This is a genomic window from Salinicoccus sp. ID82-1 (genome assembly GCF_021991715.1).
Lineage (GTDB): Bacteria > Bacillota > Bacilli > Staphylococcales > Salinicoccaceae > Salinicoccus > Salinicoccus cyprini.
Genome location: NZ_JAGFLY010000001.1, coordinates 452,056 through 469,463 on the forward strand (window position 1 = coordinate 452,056; position 17,408 = coordinate 469,463).

The window sequence follows — 17,408 nt, forward strand, 5'->3', positions numbered from 1 at the left end:
TAATATAAATAGAAATGAACTTAAACTAAGAGGTGCTTTATGAAAATTACTACACGGGGTAGATACGGACTCTATTTCATGCTGGCCCTGGCCAGAAACTATGGAGAGAAGAAAAGAAGCGTCAAATCGGTTGCGGAGGAAAGAGGGATCAGCGACCTTTATCTGGAGCAGATTGTCGCAAGTCTGAAAAAGGCCGAGCTCGTCAAAAGTACACGGGGTGCATACGGTGGATATGAACTGAATCATGCGCCGGATGCGATTACGGTCGGACAGATTTTCAGAACGCTCGAAGAGAACATCGTGGCGGTCGAAGGGGATGAAAAGGACACGGATACGGAACGCTATCTGTGGGGTCGCATCAGGGATGCGCTTCGCGATGTGCTGGACCATACGACACTTTCCGATATGCTCGACCATGACGAGGATGAAGTGGACGACTATATGTTCTACATTTAAAAAGCCTTTGGAGGTCGGATGACTTCCAAAGGCTTTTTTCAGAATCTGCCCGATCGGAAAATGGAATACAACATTCCGACGAACATGATGAGCGCGACAACCGCGCCGATTTCGATGGCAGGAAAATTGAACAGTATGGTCGACCGTTCCGACAGCGCGGAACTCATGATCAGCCCGGCCATGATGATGCTGAACGACAGCAGGACGATACTGAATGACAGCCGGTTGCCGATGCGGTCTATCCGTTTCATGAACTGTTCACTGCGCCGCAGCTGGATTTCCACAGGTACTTTCCTGTCCTTGAGACTTTTTGAGAATTCGTGGAGATTGCTGGAAGTATCCTTGACATCATCACTCAGATCGAGCCATTGATGCCATGCCTGGTCTGCGATATTCCTCGGGTTGAACCGTTCCTTCAGCAGCTGCTGTCCGAATGGTTCTGCAACATCAACGATGCTGAAGTCCGGGTCCAGCTGCCTGACAATGCTTTCCAGGGTCAGGATGGTCTTGCCGAGCATGGTGAAGTCCGTCGGCAGCTTGATGCGGTGCTTATTGGCAATACCGAAAATATCCTGGACGGCTTCTCCGAGGTTCATACGGCTGAGGGGGATATCATAGTATTTATCCCTCAGCAGTTCCGCATCTTTCTTCAATGTCTTCATATCGACTTCATCCGGGACGACGCCCATACGGGTGATTGCGCGGACGACACCGTCCGCATCCTTGCGCATCATGGCAATCAGTAGGGAACCGAAGTTCGCCTTCATTTCCTTCGTCATCTTGCCGACCATGCCGAAATCGAGGAAACCGATGGTTTCCCCTTCCAGAATGGTGATGTTGCCGGGGTGGGGGTCGCCATGGAAGAACCCTTCGATCAGTATCTGATGGAAGATGGCATGGGTCAGTCTTTCAGCCAGCCGTTCCCTCGAATACCCCTTGGCGTCCAGTGCGGCGAGGTCGCTGATCAGAATGCCTTCTATGAATTCCATTACGAGGACGTTCTTTGTCGTCACATCCCAGTACACTTTCGGAATATGGACTGTGTCGTCCCCCTCGAACTGCCTGCCGATCTTTTCGACATTTCTGCCCTCGATGGTATAGTCAAGTTCCTCTGCTATGGCTCTTGAAAATTCTTCGATCATATCGATCAGCTGATACTGCCGTGCCCACTGCATGCGGGACTCGGCAAGCAGCGCAAGCTGATGCAGGATTTCGAGGTCACTGCGGACAATCTTCTCTATATTGGGGCGCTGGACTTTGACGGCAACCGCCTCACCGGTGATGAGTGTTGCCCGGTGCACCTGTCCGATGGAAGCAGAGCCGATCGGAGCCTCTTCGAAAGTTTCGAATATATCTCCGATTTTTGCACCAAGAGCCTGCTCTATGGTCTCTTCAACTTTTTCATATGAAAAGGGCGGAACATGGTTCTGAAGCTTCGACAACTCATTGATGATGTCTTCAGGCACAAGATCGGGACGTGTACTTGCCACCTGGCCGATCTTGACGAATGTTGGTCCCATCTCTTCAAGAAACAGCCGGATGCGTTCCCCTCTGGTCTTTTCAATGTGTTCCGCGTCCCGTCTCAGAAGCAGTCTTTTCGGCAGGGAGAGCACTTCATCGAGCCCCAGTTCCTCGACAATGTAGCCGAAGCCGCTCTTCGAGGATGCCAGAGCGATTTCCCTGTACCGCTTCATGTGCTGCAATCGTTTTTCAAATAGCATGCTGCCCCTCCCATTTCTTTATACAGTATCCATATATACCAGTATACCCTGTGAGGCAGATCGAATCACCTAATTACTATACTTTGACTTCCTTGAAGTAGTTGCTGTAGATGGCACGCAGTGCCTTACGCGCATCTTTGATGGCGATTGCGAACATCATGCTGATCTCAGACGCACCCTGGTTGATCATACTGATATTGACGCCATTGTCACTCAAAGCGGTTGTCGTCTTGGTGGCGATGCCGACGTGCTCTTTCATGCCTTCACCTACGATGACGAGGAGTGCCAGATCATCTTCGACATACATGGAATCGGGCTCGAGCTTGTCATTGATGTCGGCCATCACTTCCTCAAGTTTCGAATTGCCTTCGAACTGCCTTGTGCGCAGAATGACGGAAAGGTTATCGATGCCGGATGGGATATGTTCATAGGACAGGCGGTGGTCTTCCAATATCTGCAGCAGTCGCCTCGTAAATCCGATTTCACGGTTCATCAGATACTTGTTCATTGTAATTGAAGTGAATCCTTCATCACAGCTGATGCCGATTACAGGCATTTCAGGTATGAACGCCCTGTCCGAGACAATCTTCGTCCCTTCGACATCAGGGTCATTCGTATTTCTGATCATGACAGGGATATGCTTTTTGAAAACCGGCTCAAGTGCTTCATCATGAAAGACGCCGAACCCTGCATATGAAAGCTCCCGCATCTCACGGTAGGTGATTTCACGGATGGCGTGCGGACGATCGATGAGCCCCGGATGTGCCGAATAGATGAAGCTGACATCGGTGAAGTTTTCATAGAGCTCGGCTTCAACGCCGCGCGCAACGATTGCACCTGTAATATCCGAGCCGCCCCTCGGAAAAGTGACGATATCATCATTTTCGGAACAGCCGTAGAATCCAGGGATGACCAGAACATGGTCGGTATCCTTCAACCGGTTCAGCGTATCGTACGAGGATTCGATCAGCTGGGCGTTTGATGGCTCGTCGGTCACGAGTATGCCGGCTTCCTTCGAGGACATGTATTCAGCACGCACACCAATCTGGTTGAGGTAGGCGCTGACCAGCTGGGCATTGAAATCCTCGCCGCACGATTTCAAGGCATCGAGCAGCCGATCCTTGCTGGTGATTGTTTCAAGGTAGTGTACCAGTGTCCGTTCGAACTGCGTGAGCAATGACTGGTCGATTTCCAGGTCGTTGATGATGGATGCGAAACGGTCGATGATGCGGCTGAGTGCATCCTCTGTATCCAGTCCGGCCGTGTGGTTGGCATGCAGGGCTATCAGCATATCCGTCACCTTGGTATCACCACTGGATCTTTTGCCAGGTGCAGAGACGACAGCAATTCGTCGTTCTGCATCACTTCTGATGATGTCGGCTACTTTTCTGATCTGTTCTGAGCTGCATAGGGAGCTGCCGCCAAACTTGACTACTTTCATCTTCTCACACCTTCATTTCTGAAATTTAAGAACAATAATACATCATAGCCGGAAACTTGTGTACCTTTTTTTAATTTATTTCTTGAATTTTTGAAGTTTTCTCTCTAATATAAAGGCTTATACTATTAAATCTCTACAGGAGGGTGTGCACGTTATGAATTTGGCAATACTTGGGATGGGAACTGTAGGTTGCGGCATCATGGAAGTACTCTCGATGAATCGGGAGAAGATTACAGGTCTCATCGGCGAAGAGATTACAGTCAGTCATGTGTTTGTCAGCAATGTCGACAAGAAGCGGGATGCTGATCTTGGCGGGGCCATCGTGACGGATGATATCAATTCACTGCTTGATTCTGACGGCATAGATGCAGTCATAGAAGTGATGGGCGGCATGGAAACGACCCGGGATGTGCTCAGACAGTTTCTTGAAAAAGGCATTCATGTCATCAGCGCCAACAAGGACATGCTGGCCAAATACATCGATGAACTGGCTCTTGTGGCCGAGGAGAATGATGCCAAACTGCTGTATGAAGCAAGCATTGCCGGTGGCATACCGATTGTAAATGCAATTGAGCATGGTCTGAATGCCAACCAGATACATAAGGTCATGGGTATTCTGAATGGTACGACGAACTATATCCTGTCCAAGATGACGAAGGATGGATGGGATTATGCGCGTGCGCTCGATGAAGCCAAGGAGAAGGGATATGCAGAAGCGGATCCAACCAACGATGTCGATGGATTCGACGCACAGCGCAAGATCGTCCTGCTGTCGCGTCTCGCCTATGGTCGCAAGGTGGACATTGACGAAGTGCCGGTAACAGGCATAAGAAATGTGGAATTGAAGGATATCAGGAATGCAGGAGATGCAGGTTTGAAAATGAAGCTGGTCGGCAAGAGCGAATTCGATGGTGAAAACGTATCGATGGAAGTGGCACCGGTGCTGCTGCCGGATGAGCATCAGTTGGCTTCAGTCGAATATGAAAAGAATGCAGTATACGTGATGGGCAATGCAGTCGGCGAGACGATGTTCTACGGCCCGGGTGCAGGCGGACCGGAAACAGCATCAGCCGTCGTCTCCGACCTGATCAACTGTGCCAGAAGCTGCGGTGCCGCTCGAGCAGGTACTAGACCGGAGAAGGCTGCACATGTTAAAGCATCGGATACGGCGTACAGCTATTACATCCGTTTCAGCTCGGATGAGGCGGCCATCAGTAATCATCTCGCAGGCATGAATATCGGGTACAGGCTGGTCGACGCAGCAGATGACACGACAGTCATTACAGGTCCAATCGGGCAGGCGCAGCTGAAAAAGCTGAAAAGTGATACACAGCATGGAATCCGCGCACTATATCAGGTGGAAGGGAATTGATAGCATGGTAAACTGGCAAGGTTTAATTAATGAATATACTGAACTGCTTCCCGTAAATGAAAATACACCGAGGCTGACACTGCATGAAGGCGATACGCCGCTGATCCGTCTGGATACACTGAGTGAGAAGTTCGGCTCGGAACTGTATGCCAAAGTCGAAGGCGTCAATCCCACCGGCTCATTCAAGGACCGGGGCATGGTCATGGCAGTCGCCAAAGCGAAGGAGGCAGGTGCCCACACGGTCATCTGCGCCTCTACCGGCAACACTTCGGCATCCGCTGCCGCCTATGCCTCCCGTGCCGGGCTCAATACGATCGTGGTCATTCCGGAAGGCAAGATTGCACTCGGCAAACTTGCCCAGGCGATGATGTATGGGGCGAAGATCGTCTCCATCGAAGGCAACTTTGATGAAGCACTTAAAATTGTACGTGGCATTGCCGAGAAGCGGGAGGACATCACGCTCGTCAATTCAGTCAATCCATACAGGCTTGAAGGCCAGAAGACCGCCGCCTTCGAAGTGGTCGATGCGCTCGGCAAGGCGCCGGACTACTTGACGATTCCGGTCGGTAATGCAGGAAATATTTCCGCATACTGGAAAGGGTTCAAGGAATATGATGAACTGCATTCTTGCGGTCTGCCCAAAATCTTCGGTTTCCAGGCTGAAGGGTCTGCAGCCATCGTGCGGGACGAGATCATTCCACAGCCGGAAACGATTGCGACAGCCATCAGGATCGGCAACCCGGCAAGCTGGGCACTGGCAGTTGCTGCCCGTGATGAGTCCAAAGGTGTCATCGAAGCGGTGACGGATGATGAAATCCTTGAAGCCTATGAACTGCTTGCTGGTACGGAAGGCATTTTCGCAGAACCCGGTTCCAACGCAAGTGTCGCCGGCATGCTCCGTTCCTTGAAGTCGGGCAGGATTGAAAAAGGATCCACGGTCGTCACTGTACTGACAGGCAATGGACTGAAGGACCCTGAAACTGCGATCAACCAGATTACCCAGAAACCGAAGGTGTTGCCAAATGATGAAAAACAGATCATCGAATACATTGAAGCCATCTCACATGATGCCAGTCCATCAGTTTAAAGTACCTGCAACCAGCGCAAATCTGGGTCCAGGCTTTGATTCGATGGGACTGGCCCTCGGCAAGTTCCTTCATATTGAAGCTGCAGAGAGCAGCCGATGGGAAGTCGTTTTCGAAAATGAATTCCTCGAAGTCCTGCCACGGGATGAGAAGAACCTGGTGATCAGGACAGCCATCTGGACTGCAGAGAAGTACGGCAAAAAGATGCCTGAACTGAAAATCATGATGGGCAGTGAAATTCCGCTGACGCACGGTCTCGGCAGTTCAGCTTCGGCCATCATTGCAGGCATTGAACTGGCCGACCGTTTCTGCGATCTTGCATTGAGTGACTTCGACAAGGTGCTGTGCGGCAGTGAACTGGAGGGGCATCCCGATAATGTCGGGCCGGCCATTACCGGCGGACTGTTCGTCGGCTACTATGGTTCAGGAAAACTCTATTACCATACACTGGACTTTTCCGGTCTATCCGCCATCATCAGTGTGCCGCCGTATGAAATCGATACGAACGAAGCAAGAGCCGCACTGCCCGGCACCTACAGAAAAGCGGACGCCGTGGATCAGAACGCCATCAACAACGTCATGCTGCTGTCGATTGTAAACAAGGACTATCCATCCATGGGCGAACTGATGATGCGTGACCTCTTTCATGAGCCATACCGCAGACCGCTTATTCGGGAGTACGATGAAGTGCGACAAATCGCTCTGGAAGAAGGTGCCTATGCCACCGTCATCAGCGGTGCCGGCCCGAGTCTTCTGACGCTGTGTGACATGGCGGATGCAGGCAAGATTCTGAACGCACTCGGCAAGGCGCCAGGATGCGTTCATGAAAAAGTGGATATATACAGCAGGGAATAGAAGAAGCCCCTGGTCGAGAGAATGATCTCGACCGGGGGCTTCAGTGCTACTCGCCGTTATACTTCCTAACGACCGCTTCAAAGATATCATAGGAGCGCTTCTGCGCATCCGTATCATATATATAGCTGACCGCCATGATTTCATCCACGCCGTACTGGTTCTGGAACAGTCTGAGCTTTTCAAGCACCGTATCTTCCGATCCCATCAGTGCTACAGGGAATCGGCTCTCGACAATCTGCTTTTCCTGTGGACTCCACAGGCCGGACATGTCATCGACCGGCGGCTGAAGTTTATTCCTGCCGCCGCGTACGACGTTCAGTACGAACTGGGACATGGTCGTGGACAGATATTTTGCTGCCTCATCCGTGTCTGCACAGATGACATTCAGACATGCAATCCTATACGGGGCATCGAGCTGATCGGACGGCTCGAATTCCCGTTCATATATCTTGAAGGCTTCATCCATCTGACCCGGCGCAAAGTGTGCCGCGAATGCATACGGTAGGCCGAGACGGGCGGCAAGGTGGGCCGAATCAGTCGACGAGCCGAGTATATATAATGGAATGTTTGTCCCGCTGCCAGGGTATGCGGTAACCTTTGTCGGTTCATCGGACAGATATTGTCTGATCTCCTCGACTTCAGAACCGAAAGTATATACGCCGTCATGGTTGTTGCGCCTTATGGCACCTGCTGTCAGCATATCAGTTCCCGGCGCACGGCCGAGCCCGATGTCGAGCCTGTCGCCGAAAATGGCATGCATGGTGCCGAATTCTTCAGCGACAATGAGCGGAGAGTGATTCGGCAGCATGACGCCGCCACTGCCGACACGTATATTTTCGGTATGGTGGAGTATGTGCTGGATCAGCTGGCGTGTCGCAGAGGAGGCGATCGAAGTGGTGTTGTGGTGCTCTGCCACCCAGTATCTTGCATAGTCGGACTGATCCACGTGCTGTGCAAGTGAGACCATATCTTCAAATGCTTCCCTTGCCCCTTTTCCTTCCCGTACAGGCACAAGGTTCAGAATGGATGGTGTCAGTTTCTTTGGCATTGATAATTCCTCCTATCATGCAACAATTATCGGCCATACGAATTATTTTGTCTAATAAACGGTTCGGAAAGTATAAAAATTTCATGCGGCATGTTAAAATGCTATATTGTATTAATAAAGCTATTTCGGAGGCAGGGTGATAAAAGTGGCAGTATATGCAGATTATGCGGCAACAACGCCGGTGGATAAGGAGATTCTAAAAATGGTGATCGATGGGGCGGATGCGTTCGGCAACCCTTCGAGCATCCATAAGGCGGGCAAGCTCGCCAAGGCCAATCTTGAAAAGTCACGACGGGACGTCGCGTCACTGCTCAACGCATCCCCCGCTGAAATCATTTTTACAAGCGGTGCCACCGAGGCGAACAACATGGCGATACGGGGTGTTGTTAAACGTCATCATCGGCCACACATCATTACGACCGAAATCGAACACGCCTCTGTGCTCAATACATTCAAATCACTGACGGCGGATGCCGATGTGACGTATCTGCCAGCGGGCGAAAATGGTGTCGTCGATACCACAGCGCTGAGAAGCGCACTCAGGGAGGATACGGCGCTCGTGTCGATCATGCTGGTCAACAACGAAACGGGTGTCATGCAGCCGATCTATGAAATCAGGGAAATCCTGGCCGGATATGATGCGCTGCTCCATATCGATGCAGTACAGGCATTCGGCCACATGGCTGTCGATGTCAAGGACCTTGGTGCAGACCTTTTGTCGCTCAGTGCGCATAAGATCTACGGTCCGAAGGGGATCGGACTGCTGTACAAGTCGAAGGATGTCAGGCTTGACCCGATGATCACCGGCGGCTCACAGGAACGTGACGCAAGAGGAGGGACTGAGAATGGGCTGTGGATCCAGGCGATGGCTGAAGCCATGAAGCGTGCATCGGACGAATCCACGAGAAGAAGCCTCAAGGAAATGCAGCTGAAGGAACGCTTTTTGAACACGCTGACTGTGGCGGAAGTGCCATTTGAAGTGAACGGCGACGTCAACCAGTCGGCAAGCCATATCATCAATCTTTATTTTCCTTGGTCGCAGGCGGAGTTTCTGCTGACAGCGCTCGACATGGCGGACATCTACCTGTCTGCAGGCTCCGCCTGCCATGCAGGGACGCTCGAACCCTCGCATGTTCTGGAATCGATGTATGGCAAGACGGAAAGAAGTACAAAATCCATCCGTTTCAGCTTTTCATACCTGATGACGGATGAGGATATCGAACACATTGTGGGATCACTGAAAGATATATATGAAAGACTGATGAAGTAATTGGAAAGGAATGATCTGATGGATAAATCAAATATTACTGTTGTCGTCGGCATGAGCGGTGGGGTGGACAGCTCGGTCACAGCCAAGCTGCTCAAGGACCAGGGCTACAACACCATTGGAATTTTTATGAAGAACTGGGATGATACCGATGAGTTCGGTGTCTGTACCGCAACGAATGACTATGAGGATGTCAGGCTGGTCGCCGAAGAGATCGGCATCCCTTACTACTCTGTAAACTTCGAGAAGGAGTACTACGACCGCGTGTTCCAGTATTTCCTCGATGAATACAAGAAGGGCCGCACACCGAACCCGGACGTCATGTGCAACAAGGAGATCAAATTCAAGGCATTTCTGGACCACGCCATGAAACTCGGAGCCGACTACGTGGCAACGGGCCACTATGCGCGCGTCATCCATGATGAAAATGGCACAAGCATGCTCAGAGGCGTCGACCGCAATAAGGATCAGACATACTTTTTGAACCAGCTGTCACAGGAGCAGCTGTCGCGCGTCATGTTCCCGCTCGGGCACATGGATAAGACGGAAGTCAGGAAGCTTGCGCATGAGTACGATCTTGCGACGAAGGACAAGAAGGATTCCACCGGCATCTGCTTTATCGGCGAGCGTGATTTCAAGGAATTCCTGAGCGGCTATCTGCCTGCGAACCCGGGACGCATGATCAACATGGATACCGGAGAGGATAAGGGACAGCATGACGGTCTGATGTACTACACGATCGGCCAGCGCCAGGGGCTCGGCATCGGCGGAGACGGCGGTCCTTATTTTGTTGCCGGCAAGAACCTCGAAACGAATGAGCTATATGTCGTATCCGGCTACCATAACGAAGCACTCTACTCATCAAGCCTTGAAGCATCCGACATCAACTTCATCACTGAAGTGCCGGACCACTTCGAGTGCACGGCAAAGTTCAGATACCGCCAGGACGATGAGCCGGTCACTGTAACGAAACTGGGCGACGGTAGACTGCATGTTGAATTCAAGGATGCTGCCCGGGCAATAACACCGGGTCAGGCTGTTGTCTTCTACGATGAAGAAGTATGTCTTGGCGGTGCGACGATCGACCGTGTCTTCAAAGAAGCAAAAGAGCTGGAGTATCTTGGATAATGGCGATCGGATACGAACAGCTGATCAAGGAAGGCAGAATTGAAGAAGCGCTGAAGGAAATATTCCGGGAGATCGAGGAACACCCGGAGCAGGAGGCCCACCACATCAATGCAGGCAACCTGCTGCATCAGGCCGGCCGGGATGAGGAGGCGGAACGCTTCCTGCAGAAGGCGATTACGCTCAACCCGGGCAGTACGAGTGCGTACTATGCACTCGCCAACGTCTATTATGATAATGAGCGGTTCCAGGAAGCAGTCAGGCTCTATCTACTGGCATACAGCCGCAACCCGGGAGACGCCGACCTCAACTTCATGCTTGCGATGTCGCATGTGCACCTCGGAGAAGCTGAACGGGCACTGCAGTTCTTTGAAGCGGCACACAAGGCGAAACCGGAAGACATGGAGATTACCTTCCAGTATGGGCTTCTATGCTGCCAGATAAGGCTGTATGACCCGGCTGAAAAGCTGCTCGGTGAAGTCATCGACAAGAGTGAAAACGCGGATGCCGAATACAATATGGGACTTCTGACAGTGATGAAGCATGATGATAAGGAACAGGCCCTCAAGCATTTCCGCAAGGCCGTGGAGATTCAAGCCGACCATCATCTGGCACATCACGCCATCAGCAAGTTCGAAACGGAAGAATAAGCGCACCAGGGACGGTGATTCCAGTTGGCACAATCAACAATATATGATGAAACCTATATCGTCGGAGAGGTGGAGCGCGTCATTTTCCTGAGTGAACAGACGCGCTTTACTGTACTTAAAGTACTGATCGGTGAAACGAATACCCACTTCAGCGACGAAGTGATCGTTACGGGATATTTTCATGCCATCGCTGAAGGCGAAACATACCGTTTTACCGGCAAGATAACAAGTCATGCACGGTTTGGTGAGCAGTTCAGTGCGGAAACTTTCAAGAAAGAGCAGCCGACGACGGTACGCGGTGTCATACAGTACCTGTCCGGCGAGACGTTCCCGGGCATCGGGGAGAAGACCGCCAAGAAGATAGTGGAGACGCTGGGTGTTGAGGCACTCGGTAAGATTGCGGATGACCGCACTGTGCTGAGAGGCATCGAAGGGCTGTCCGCCAAAAAGCAGGAGATGATCCATAACCGGATCCTTGAGAACAGCCAGACGGAGCGGCTTGTCATCAAGCTGACAGAGTACGGCTTCGGTGCACGCATGAGTGCTAAGATCATGAAGACCTATCAGGATCAGGCGCTGCACGTCATCGAGAAGGACCCCTACAGGCTGGTCATGGACATTGAAGGTGTCGGTTTCCAGACCGCCGACCGCATCGCCTATTCCGCCGGTATCGCAAGAAATGATGAAACCCGGCTGCAGGCGGGCATCATGTACATCATGGAAGGCGTTGTCATGTCGGAAGGGCACACGTATATGGATTACGCCACGCTTGTGGAGCTGACCGGTGATCTGCTCAACCATGACGGCCAGGAGTATTTCACACAGAAGGATATCGGCGCTACAATCGATGCCTTGTCGGATAACGACAAGCTGGTGCAGTATGAGGACCGCATCTATATTCCTTCGCTGTTCTATTCGGAATACAAGTCTTCCGAGCAGATATACCGCATGATCAACGACCGTACCGATGTCGCCGTAAGTGAGGAGAAGGCCGGAGAAGTCATCGGGGAAGTCGGGGAAAAGTTCGACATCCACTACAATGCCAAGCAGAAGTCCGCCATGATCGCCGCGCTGACGGAGAAGATCTCCATCATTACGGGCGGCCCCGGCACAGGCAAAACGACGATTGTCAAAGGCATCATCCGTGCATACCACGAGCTGCATGATCTGAAGGATCATGATGAATACGACAAGGACGAGTATCCGATCCGGCTCGTAGCCCCAACAGGTCGTGCATCCAAACGTCTCAGCGAAACCGCCGGCATTCCGGCGTCCACCATCCACAGGATGATCGGCTGGGGCATGGATACCGAGAAGGATGAAATGATCGATGCTGAAATCGATGCCGATCTGATCATCATCGATGAGATGTCGATGGTCGATACGTGGCTCTTCTACCAGCTGATGCGCAATGTCAAGCCCTATACCAGTCTGGTATTCGTCGGGGACCGGGATCAGTTGCCGTCGGTCGGTCCGGGTACCGTGTTCAAGGATCTGATCGAGTCGGAGATCATTCCGGTGACGGAGCTGGATACGATATACCGCCAGGGTGAAGGCTCCTCCATCATCCGCCTGGCCCACGAGATCAAGGAGCAGAGGAAGATGGATATCACCCAGAAGTTCAAGGACCGGCTGTTCATCCCGGCAAAAGTGAACCAGATTCCGGAGCTTGTCGACAATGTCGTCAACAAGGCAGTGTCGAAAGGCTATGATATGCGTGATATCCAGGTACTGGCACCGATATACAAGGGCAATGCGGGGATTTTGAAGCTGAATCAGATTCTCCAGTCCATATTGAACCCGGAGGATGAGGGCAAAAATGAAATCGCCTTCGGTGATGTCATCTTCAGGGAAGGCGACAAGGTCATCCAGCTCGTCAATCGTGCCGAGGACAATATTTTCAACGGCGACTCGGGTGTCATCGATTCAATCCTTTTCAAAGACCAGGATGAAGCCGAGAAGGATTCGATTCTGGTCGACTACGACGGCATCCACATCGCCTATGAAAGAAAGGAACTGACAGAACTCGCCCATGCCTACTGCACGAGCATCCACAAGGCGCAGGGCAGCGAGTATCCGATCGTCATCATGCCGGTGGTGAGAAGCTATCGCCATATGCTGATGAAGAATATCGTCTATACAGGCATCACGCGTGCCAAGGAATCGCTGATCCTGTGCGGGGACCCCGATGCATTCTATGAATCACTCGAGAAAGAGGGCATAGAACGCCGGACGTCGCTGTATGAAATGATCCGGCTCCTGTTCGGCAGAACACCGGAGGAGAAACCGGCAGAACCCGGTGAGATACCGGAGGTGCTGAGTGAGGAGACGATGTTCACCATACCGGCGATGATCAACATGGGCGGCATCACGCCCTACGATTTCATTTGACATATTCCTTGAATATTTCTATAATCAAAGCAAGTTTGATCAAGAGGGAATCTTGAACGGGCGCCATGCATATCCAGAGACATTGTGGTTGGTGAAAACAATGATGCATCCACCCGTGTGCTATTTTCCACTCCATGTAAATACTCTTTGAGTGATGACGCTGTCATAACTTGGGTGGTACCGCGGTAAAGACCGTCCCATTATTTTGGGGAGGTCTTTTTATTTTTCATAAAATGAGGAGTGACAGTAATGAAACGACTGACAGGCAACGAAATCAGGGATCTATTCATCAAATACTTCAACCAGCACGGACATATGGTCGAGCCGAGTGCACCGCTCGTACCAATCGACGATGATTCACTGCTGTGGATCAACTCGGGTGTGGCGACACTGAAGAAATACTTCGACGGCAGGGTCATTCCTGAAAATCCGAAGATCGTGAATGCACAGAAGGCCATCCGTACGAACGACATTGAAAATGTCGGCTTTACAGCGCGCCACCATACGTTCTTCGAAATGCTCGGAAACTTTTCCATAGGCGACTACTTCAAGAAAGATGCCATCAAGTATGCGTGGGACTTCCTGACAAATGATGACTGGATCGGCTTTGACGCGGATCTGCTCTACGTTACGGTGCACCCGGAGGATGAGGATGCCTACGCACTGTGGAGAAATGAAATCGGGCTGTCACCGGAGCGCATCATCCGCATCGAAGGCAACTTCTGGGACATCGGCGAAGGCCCTTCGGGTCCGAACAGCGAAATCTTCTACGATCGCGGACCGGAATTCGAATTCGACACGCCGGCCGAGGAGATGTATCCAGGGGGAGAGAATGAGCGCTACTTGGAAATCTGGAACCTGGTGTTCAGTGAATTCAACCACAACAAGGATAATACCTATACACCGCTGCCGAACAAGAACATCGATACCGGCATGGGTCTTGAGCGCATGGCAAGCATCACACAGGAAGTGCCGACCAACTTCGACACGGATCTGTTCACACCGATTCTTGCACGCATCGAAGAGATCAGCGGCTGCAAGTATGGCGAAGATGGAAATAAAGACGTCGCTTTCAAGGTCATCAGCGACCATATCCGTACGGTCAGCTTTGCTGTTGCGGACGGTGCACTGCCATCCAATGAAGGACGCGGCTACGTACTCAGAAGACTCATCCGCCGAGCAGTGCGTTTCAGCAAGGAGCTCGATATCGCCCGTGCATTCATGTATGAACTTGCTGACCCAGTGGCGGATGTCATGCACGGCTTCTATCCGAATGTCAGCGAGCGCAAGGCATTCATCAAGGAAGTCATCAGGAAGGAAGAAGAGCGCTTCCTGGCAACGCTTGATGAAGGCATCCAGATCTATGACCAGGTCAAGCAGAAGGCTGAGAGCGGTGATGGCACCATCAGCGGTGCAGACGCCTTCAGATTGTACGATACGTATGGATTTCCATACGAACTGACGAAGGAATATGCCGAAAACGACGGACTCCGGGTTGATGAAGCTGGATTCAGACAAGAAATGCAAGCGCAGCGCGAGCGTGCCAGAAATGCCCGCAAGTCCGGCGACTCGATGCAGATCCAGTCGGAGACACTGGCCGGGATTACTGACCAGAGCACATTTACAGGCTACCAGTCCATGCATGAGGAGGCGAAACTGCTCCACATCATCAAGGACGACACCTCGGTTGCACAGGCGGAAGGGGGTGCGCGTGTTGAACTTATATTCGACCAGACACCTTTCTATGCAACAAGTGGTGGACAGGTTGCAGACAAGGGGCAGATCAGAAGCAGCAATGCATCACTCGCTGTGGAGTCGGTCTACAAGGCACCGAACGGCCAGAATGTCCATGTGGCGACTGTCGAATCAGGCACAGTGACCACCGGTGATGTGTACAGCCTTGAAGTATTGGAAGAAAGCCGCAATTTCATCACCAAGAATCATACGGCTACCCACCTGCTCCACCAGGCGTTGAAGGATGTGCTCGGTGATCACGTCAATCAGGCCGGGTCACTTGTGGAGAAGGAAAGACTGCGTTTCGACTTTTCGCACCTTGAAGGACTGACTGACGAAGAAATCGACCGGGTGGAGACCATCGTCAATGAGAAGATCTACAGCAATATGCGAGTCGAAATTGCAGAAATGCCGATTGCCGATGCCAAAGAGAAGGGTGCAATGGCACTGTTCGGAGAAAAGTATGGAGACATCGTCCGCGTTGTCGATATCGACCAGTATTCCGTCGAGCTGTGCGGGGGTATCCATGTCGGCAGTACCGGAGAGATCGGCCTGTTCAAAATTGTCTCCGAAACCGGCATCGGTGCCGGCGTCCGTCGGATCGAGGCAGTCACAAGCCGTTATGCCGTCAATCTGTATAAAGAGAAGGAAGCTGTACTCCAGTCCATCGCAGGACGCCTTAAAGTCAAGGAGAACCAGGTGGACAGACGCGTCGATGCGCTTGTCGAGGAGAAGAAGGAACTTGAGCAGCAGATCAGAAAGCTCAAGGCGTCCGGTCAGGCGGATACGCTTGCGGATATGACGAATGAAGTGAAGGATATCAGCGGCATCAAAGTACTTTCAAAAGAAGTGCCGGCCGGCGGTGCCAAGGAACTGCGTGAAATGATGGACAACCTGAAGTCCCGTGCACAGGATGCAATCATCGCGCTTGGTACGGTCAACGACAACAAGGTATCACTCGTCGTCACGGTGCCTAAAGAATTGACAGATCGCTTCAAAGCTGGAGAGATAATGAAAGGCATGGCTTCGACAGTGGAAGGCAAAGGCGGCGGCAGACCTGATATGGCGCAGGGCGGCGGCACAAGCCCGGAAAATATAACAAATGCGTTACAGTTTGTTGAAGACTATGTTAAGAGTTCTCAGTAGAGGGCTATGAATGCTATAATGTATGGAAAGGCAAGCAATGATGGGAGTGCTGAATTTGAATCAATTTGACGAAACAAGGAAGTTCAGTGTCGAGGATACCAAGGCACATAATGTGAAGGAGATCATGACGACTGTCTACAGGACGCTCGAGGAACGCGGATACAACCCGATCAATCAGATCGTAGGGTATCTTCAGAGCGGTGATCCAGCCTATATTCCGCGTCACAATGAGGCGAGAAACAAGATCCGCCACATCGAGCGGGACGAAATCATGGAAGTGCTCGTCAGAACGTACATCGAGAAGGAAATCCATGAATAGGATACTTGGACTCGATGTAGGGACAAAGACCGTTGGTGTCGCGTTGAGCGATGCACTCGGGTGGACAGCGCAGGGGCTGACCACACTAAAGATCAATTATGATGAAGAATCATATGGTATTGAAGAAATTTCCCAGATTGTCAGGGACAATAACGTCAGCAGAATTGTGGTCGGTCTTCCGAAGAATATGAACAATACCGTCGGTGAGAGTGGCGACAGATCCATCCATTATAGTAAATTGCTTGAAAAGAAACTCCCAGATGTTAGAATAATATTATGGGACGAGCGTCTTAGCACAATCGGCGCAGAGCGATCGCTCCTCGAAGCGGACCTCTCCCGAAAAAAAAGGAAAGCTGTAATCGATAAAATGGCCGCAGTGTTCATATTGCAGGGCTATCTCGATAATCCAGTTAAAGGAGACTGAATTATGAGTCACGAAGAAATGGATTTCAACAATGAAGAAGAACTTCTGACACTTTATGATGAAGAGGGGAATGAAGTCCTCTATCGCAAGATGCTCGAGTTTCACCATCCCGGGTTCGACAAAGAGTATGTAATTCTTGCTGAAGAAGGCAACTTTTCAAATGATGATGAAGAAATAGAGCTCATTCCGATGATCAATATGCCGGATGATGACGGTGAAGGTGGCAAATTCATGCCTGTTGAAACTGACGAAGAATGGGACATGATCGAAGAAGTGGTCAATACTCAGATGGATGAACCTGAAGAGTAGAGCTTCTTAATGAATGAGGAATGGCTTCCAATCTATATTGGAAGCTATTTTTGAGATAGGAGTAA

The 17,408-nt window shown here is 51.3% G+C and carries 15 protein-coding genes; 12 read left to right on the forward strand and 3 right to left on the reverse strand.

Translation table 11 applies throughout. The annotated features are described in order from the left end of the window. Nucleotides 1-39 precede the first annotated feature (39 nt). Nucleotides 40-456: an RrF2 family transcriptional regulator gene (locus tag J4760_RS02250; RefSeq protein WP_145285766.1), complete on the forward strand. Its 417-nt coding sequence runs from the start codon at nt 40-42 to the stop codon at nt 454-456. A 38-nt stretch (nt 457-494) separates the two neighbouring features. Here the strand turns inward: J4760_RS02250 and J4760_RS02255 are convergent, their stop codons facing one another. Continuing rightward, nucleotides 495-2,177, reverse strand: a complete 1,683-nt coding sequence (locus J4760_RS02255; RefSeq protein WP_237604645.1) for an ABC1 kinase family protein — start codon at nt 2,175-2,177, stop codon at nt 495-497. A gap of 76 nt (nt 2,178-2,253) precedes the next feature. Continuing rightward, a complete protein-coding gene (locus J4760_RS02260; protein ID WP_237604646.1) occupies nt 2,254-3,618 on the reverse strand; it encodes an aspartate kinase in 1,365 nt (454 codons plus the stop codon). Between the two features lie 154 nt (nt 3,619-3,772). On the opposite strand from J4760_RS02260, the gene J4760_RS02265 reads away from it, so the two are divergent. The 3 genes from J4760_RS02265 to thrB are packed head-to-tail and all read left to right on the forward strand — an operon-like array spanning nt 3,773 to nt 6,930. Then, complete coding sequence (locus J4760_RS02265; protein ID WP_237604647.1) at nt 3,773-4,990, forward strand: homoserine dehydrogenase; 1,218 nt, start codon at nt 3,773-3,775, stop codon at nt 4,988-4,990. Nucleotides 4,991-4,994: 4 nt separating this feature from the next. Next, entirely contained in the window at nt 4,995-6,077 is a 1,083-nt protein-coding gene (thrC, locus tag J4760_RS02270; RefSeq protein WP_237604648.1) for a threonine synthase, read from the forward strand. Further along, complete coding sequence (gene thrB, locus J4760_RS02275) at nt 6,055-6,930, forward strand: homoserine kinase (protein ID WP_237604649.1); 876 nt, start codon at nt 6,055-6,057, stop codon at nt 6,928-6,930. Before thrC ends, thrB begins: the two co-directional genes overlap by 23 nt. A 46-nt stretch (nt 6,931-6,976) precedes the next feature. Here the strand turns inward: thrB and J4760_RS02280 are convergent, their stop codons facing one another. Then, nucleotides 6,977-7,978, reverse strand: a complete 1,002-nt coding sequence (locus tag J4760_RS02280) for an LLM class flavin-dependent oxidoreductase (protein WP_237604650.1) — start codon at nt 7,976-7,978, stop codon at nt 6,977-6,979. 145 nt (nt 7,979-8,123) lie between these two features. Between J4760_RS02280 and J4760_RS02285 the strand changes: the two genes are divergently transcribed. The 8 genes from J4760_RS02285 to J4760_RS02320 all read left to right on the forward strand — a co-directional run bounded on the left by J4760_RS02285 (nt 8,124) and on the right by J4760_RS02320 (nt 17,343). Beyond that, a complete protein-coding gene (locus tag J4760_RS02285) occupies nt 8,124-9,248 on the forward strand; it encodes a cysteine desulfurase family protein (protein ID WP_237604651.1) in 1,125 nt (374 codons plus the stop codon). 18 nt (nt 9,249-9,266) lie between these two features. Further along, nucleotides 9,267-10,373, forward strand: coding sequence for a tRNA 2-thiouridine(34) synthase MnmA (gene mnmA / locus J4760_RS02290; protein ID WP_145285786.1), 1,107 nt, complete (start codon nt 9,267-9,269; stop codon nt 10,371-10,373). Further along, a complete protein-coding gene (locus J4760_RS02295) occupies nt 10,373-11,020 on the forward strand; it encodes a tetratricopeptide repeat protein (RefSeq protein WP_145285789.1) in 648 nt (215 codons plus the stop codon). Before mnmA ends, J4760_RS02295 begins: the two co-directional genes overlap by 1 nt. A 24-nt stretch (nt 11,021-11,044) precedes the next feature. Continuing rightward, nucleotides 11,045-13,411 (forward strand): SF1B family DNA helicase RecD2, encoded by a 2,367-nt coding sequence (recD2, locus tag J4760_RS02300; RefSeq protein ID WP_237604652.1) that lies wholly within the window; start codon nt 11,045-11,047, stop codon nt 13,409-13,411. 249 nt (nt 13,412-13,660) lie between these two features. After that, nucleotides 13,661-16,291, forward strand: a complete 2,631-nt coding sequence (gene alaS / locus J4760_RS02305) for an alanine--tRNA ligase (RefSeq protein WP_145285794.1) — start codon at nt 13,661-13,663, stop codon at nt 16,289-16,291. Between the two features lie 55 nt (nt 16,292-16,346). Continuing rightward, complete coding sequence (locus J4760_RS02310; RefSeq protein ID WP_145285797.1) at nt 16,347-16,610, forward strand: IreB family regulatory phosphoprotein; 264 nt, start codon at nt 16,347-16,349, stop codon at nt 16,608-16,610. Continuing rightward, nucleotides 16,603-17,034 carry a Holliday junction resolvase RuvX gene (gene ruvX / locus J4760_RS02315; RefSeq protein WP_145285801.1) on the forward strand — a complete coding sequence of 144 codons (432 nt, stop codon included), beginning with the start codon at nt 16,603-16,605 and terminating at the stop codon, nt 17,032-17,034. The genes J4760_RS02310 and ruvX overlap by 8 nt, the downstream gene beginning before the upstream one ends. 3 nt (nt 17,035-17,037) lie before the next feature. Next, nucleotides 17,038-17,343 carry a DUF1292 domain-containing protein gene (locus J4760_RS02320; protein ID WP_145285804.1) on the forward strand — a complete coding sequence of 102 codons (306 nt, stop codon included), beginning with the start codon at nt 17,038-17,040 and terminating at the stop codon, nt 17,341-17,343. Nucleotides 17,344-17,408: the final 65 nt, after the last annotated feature.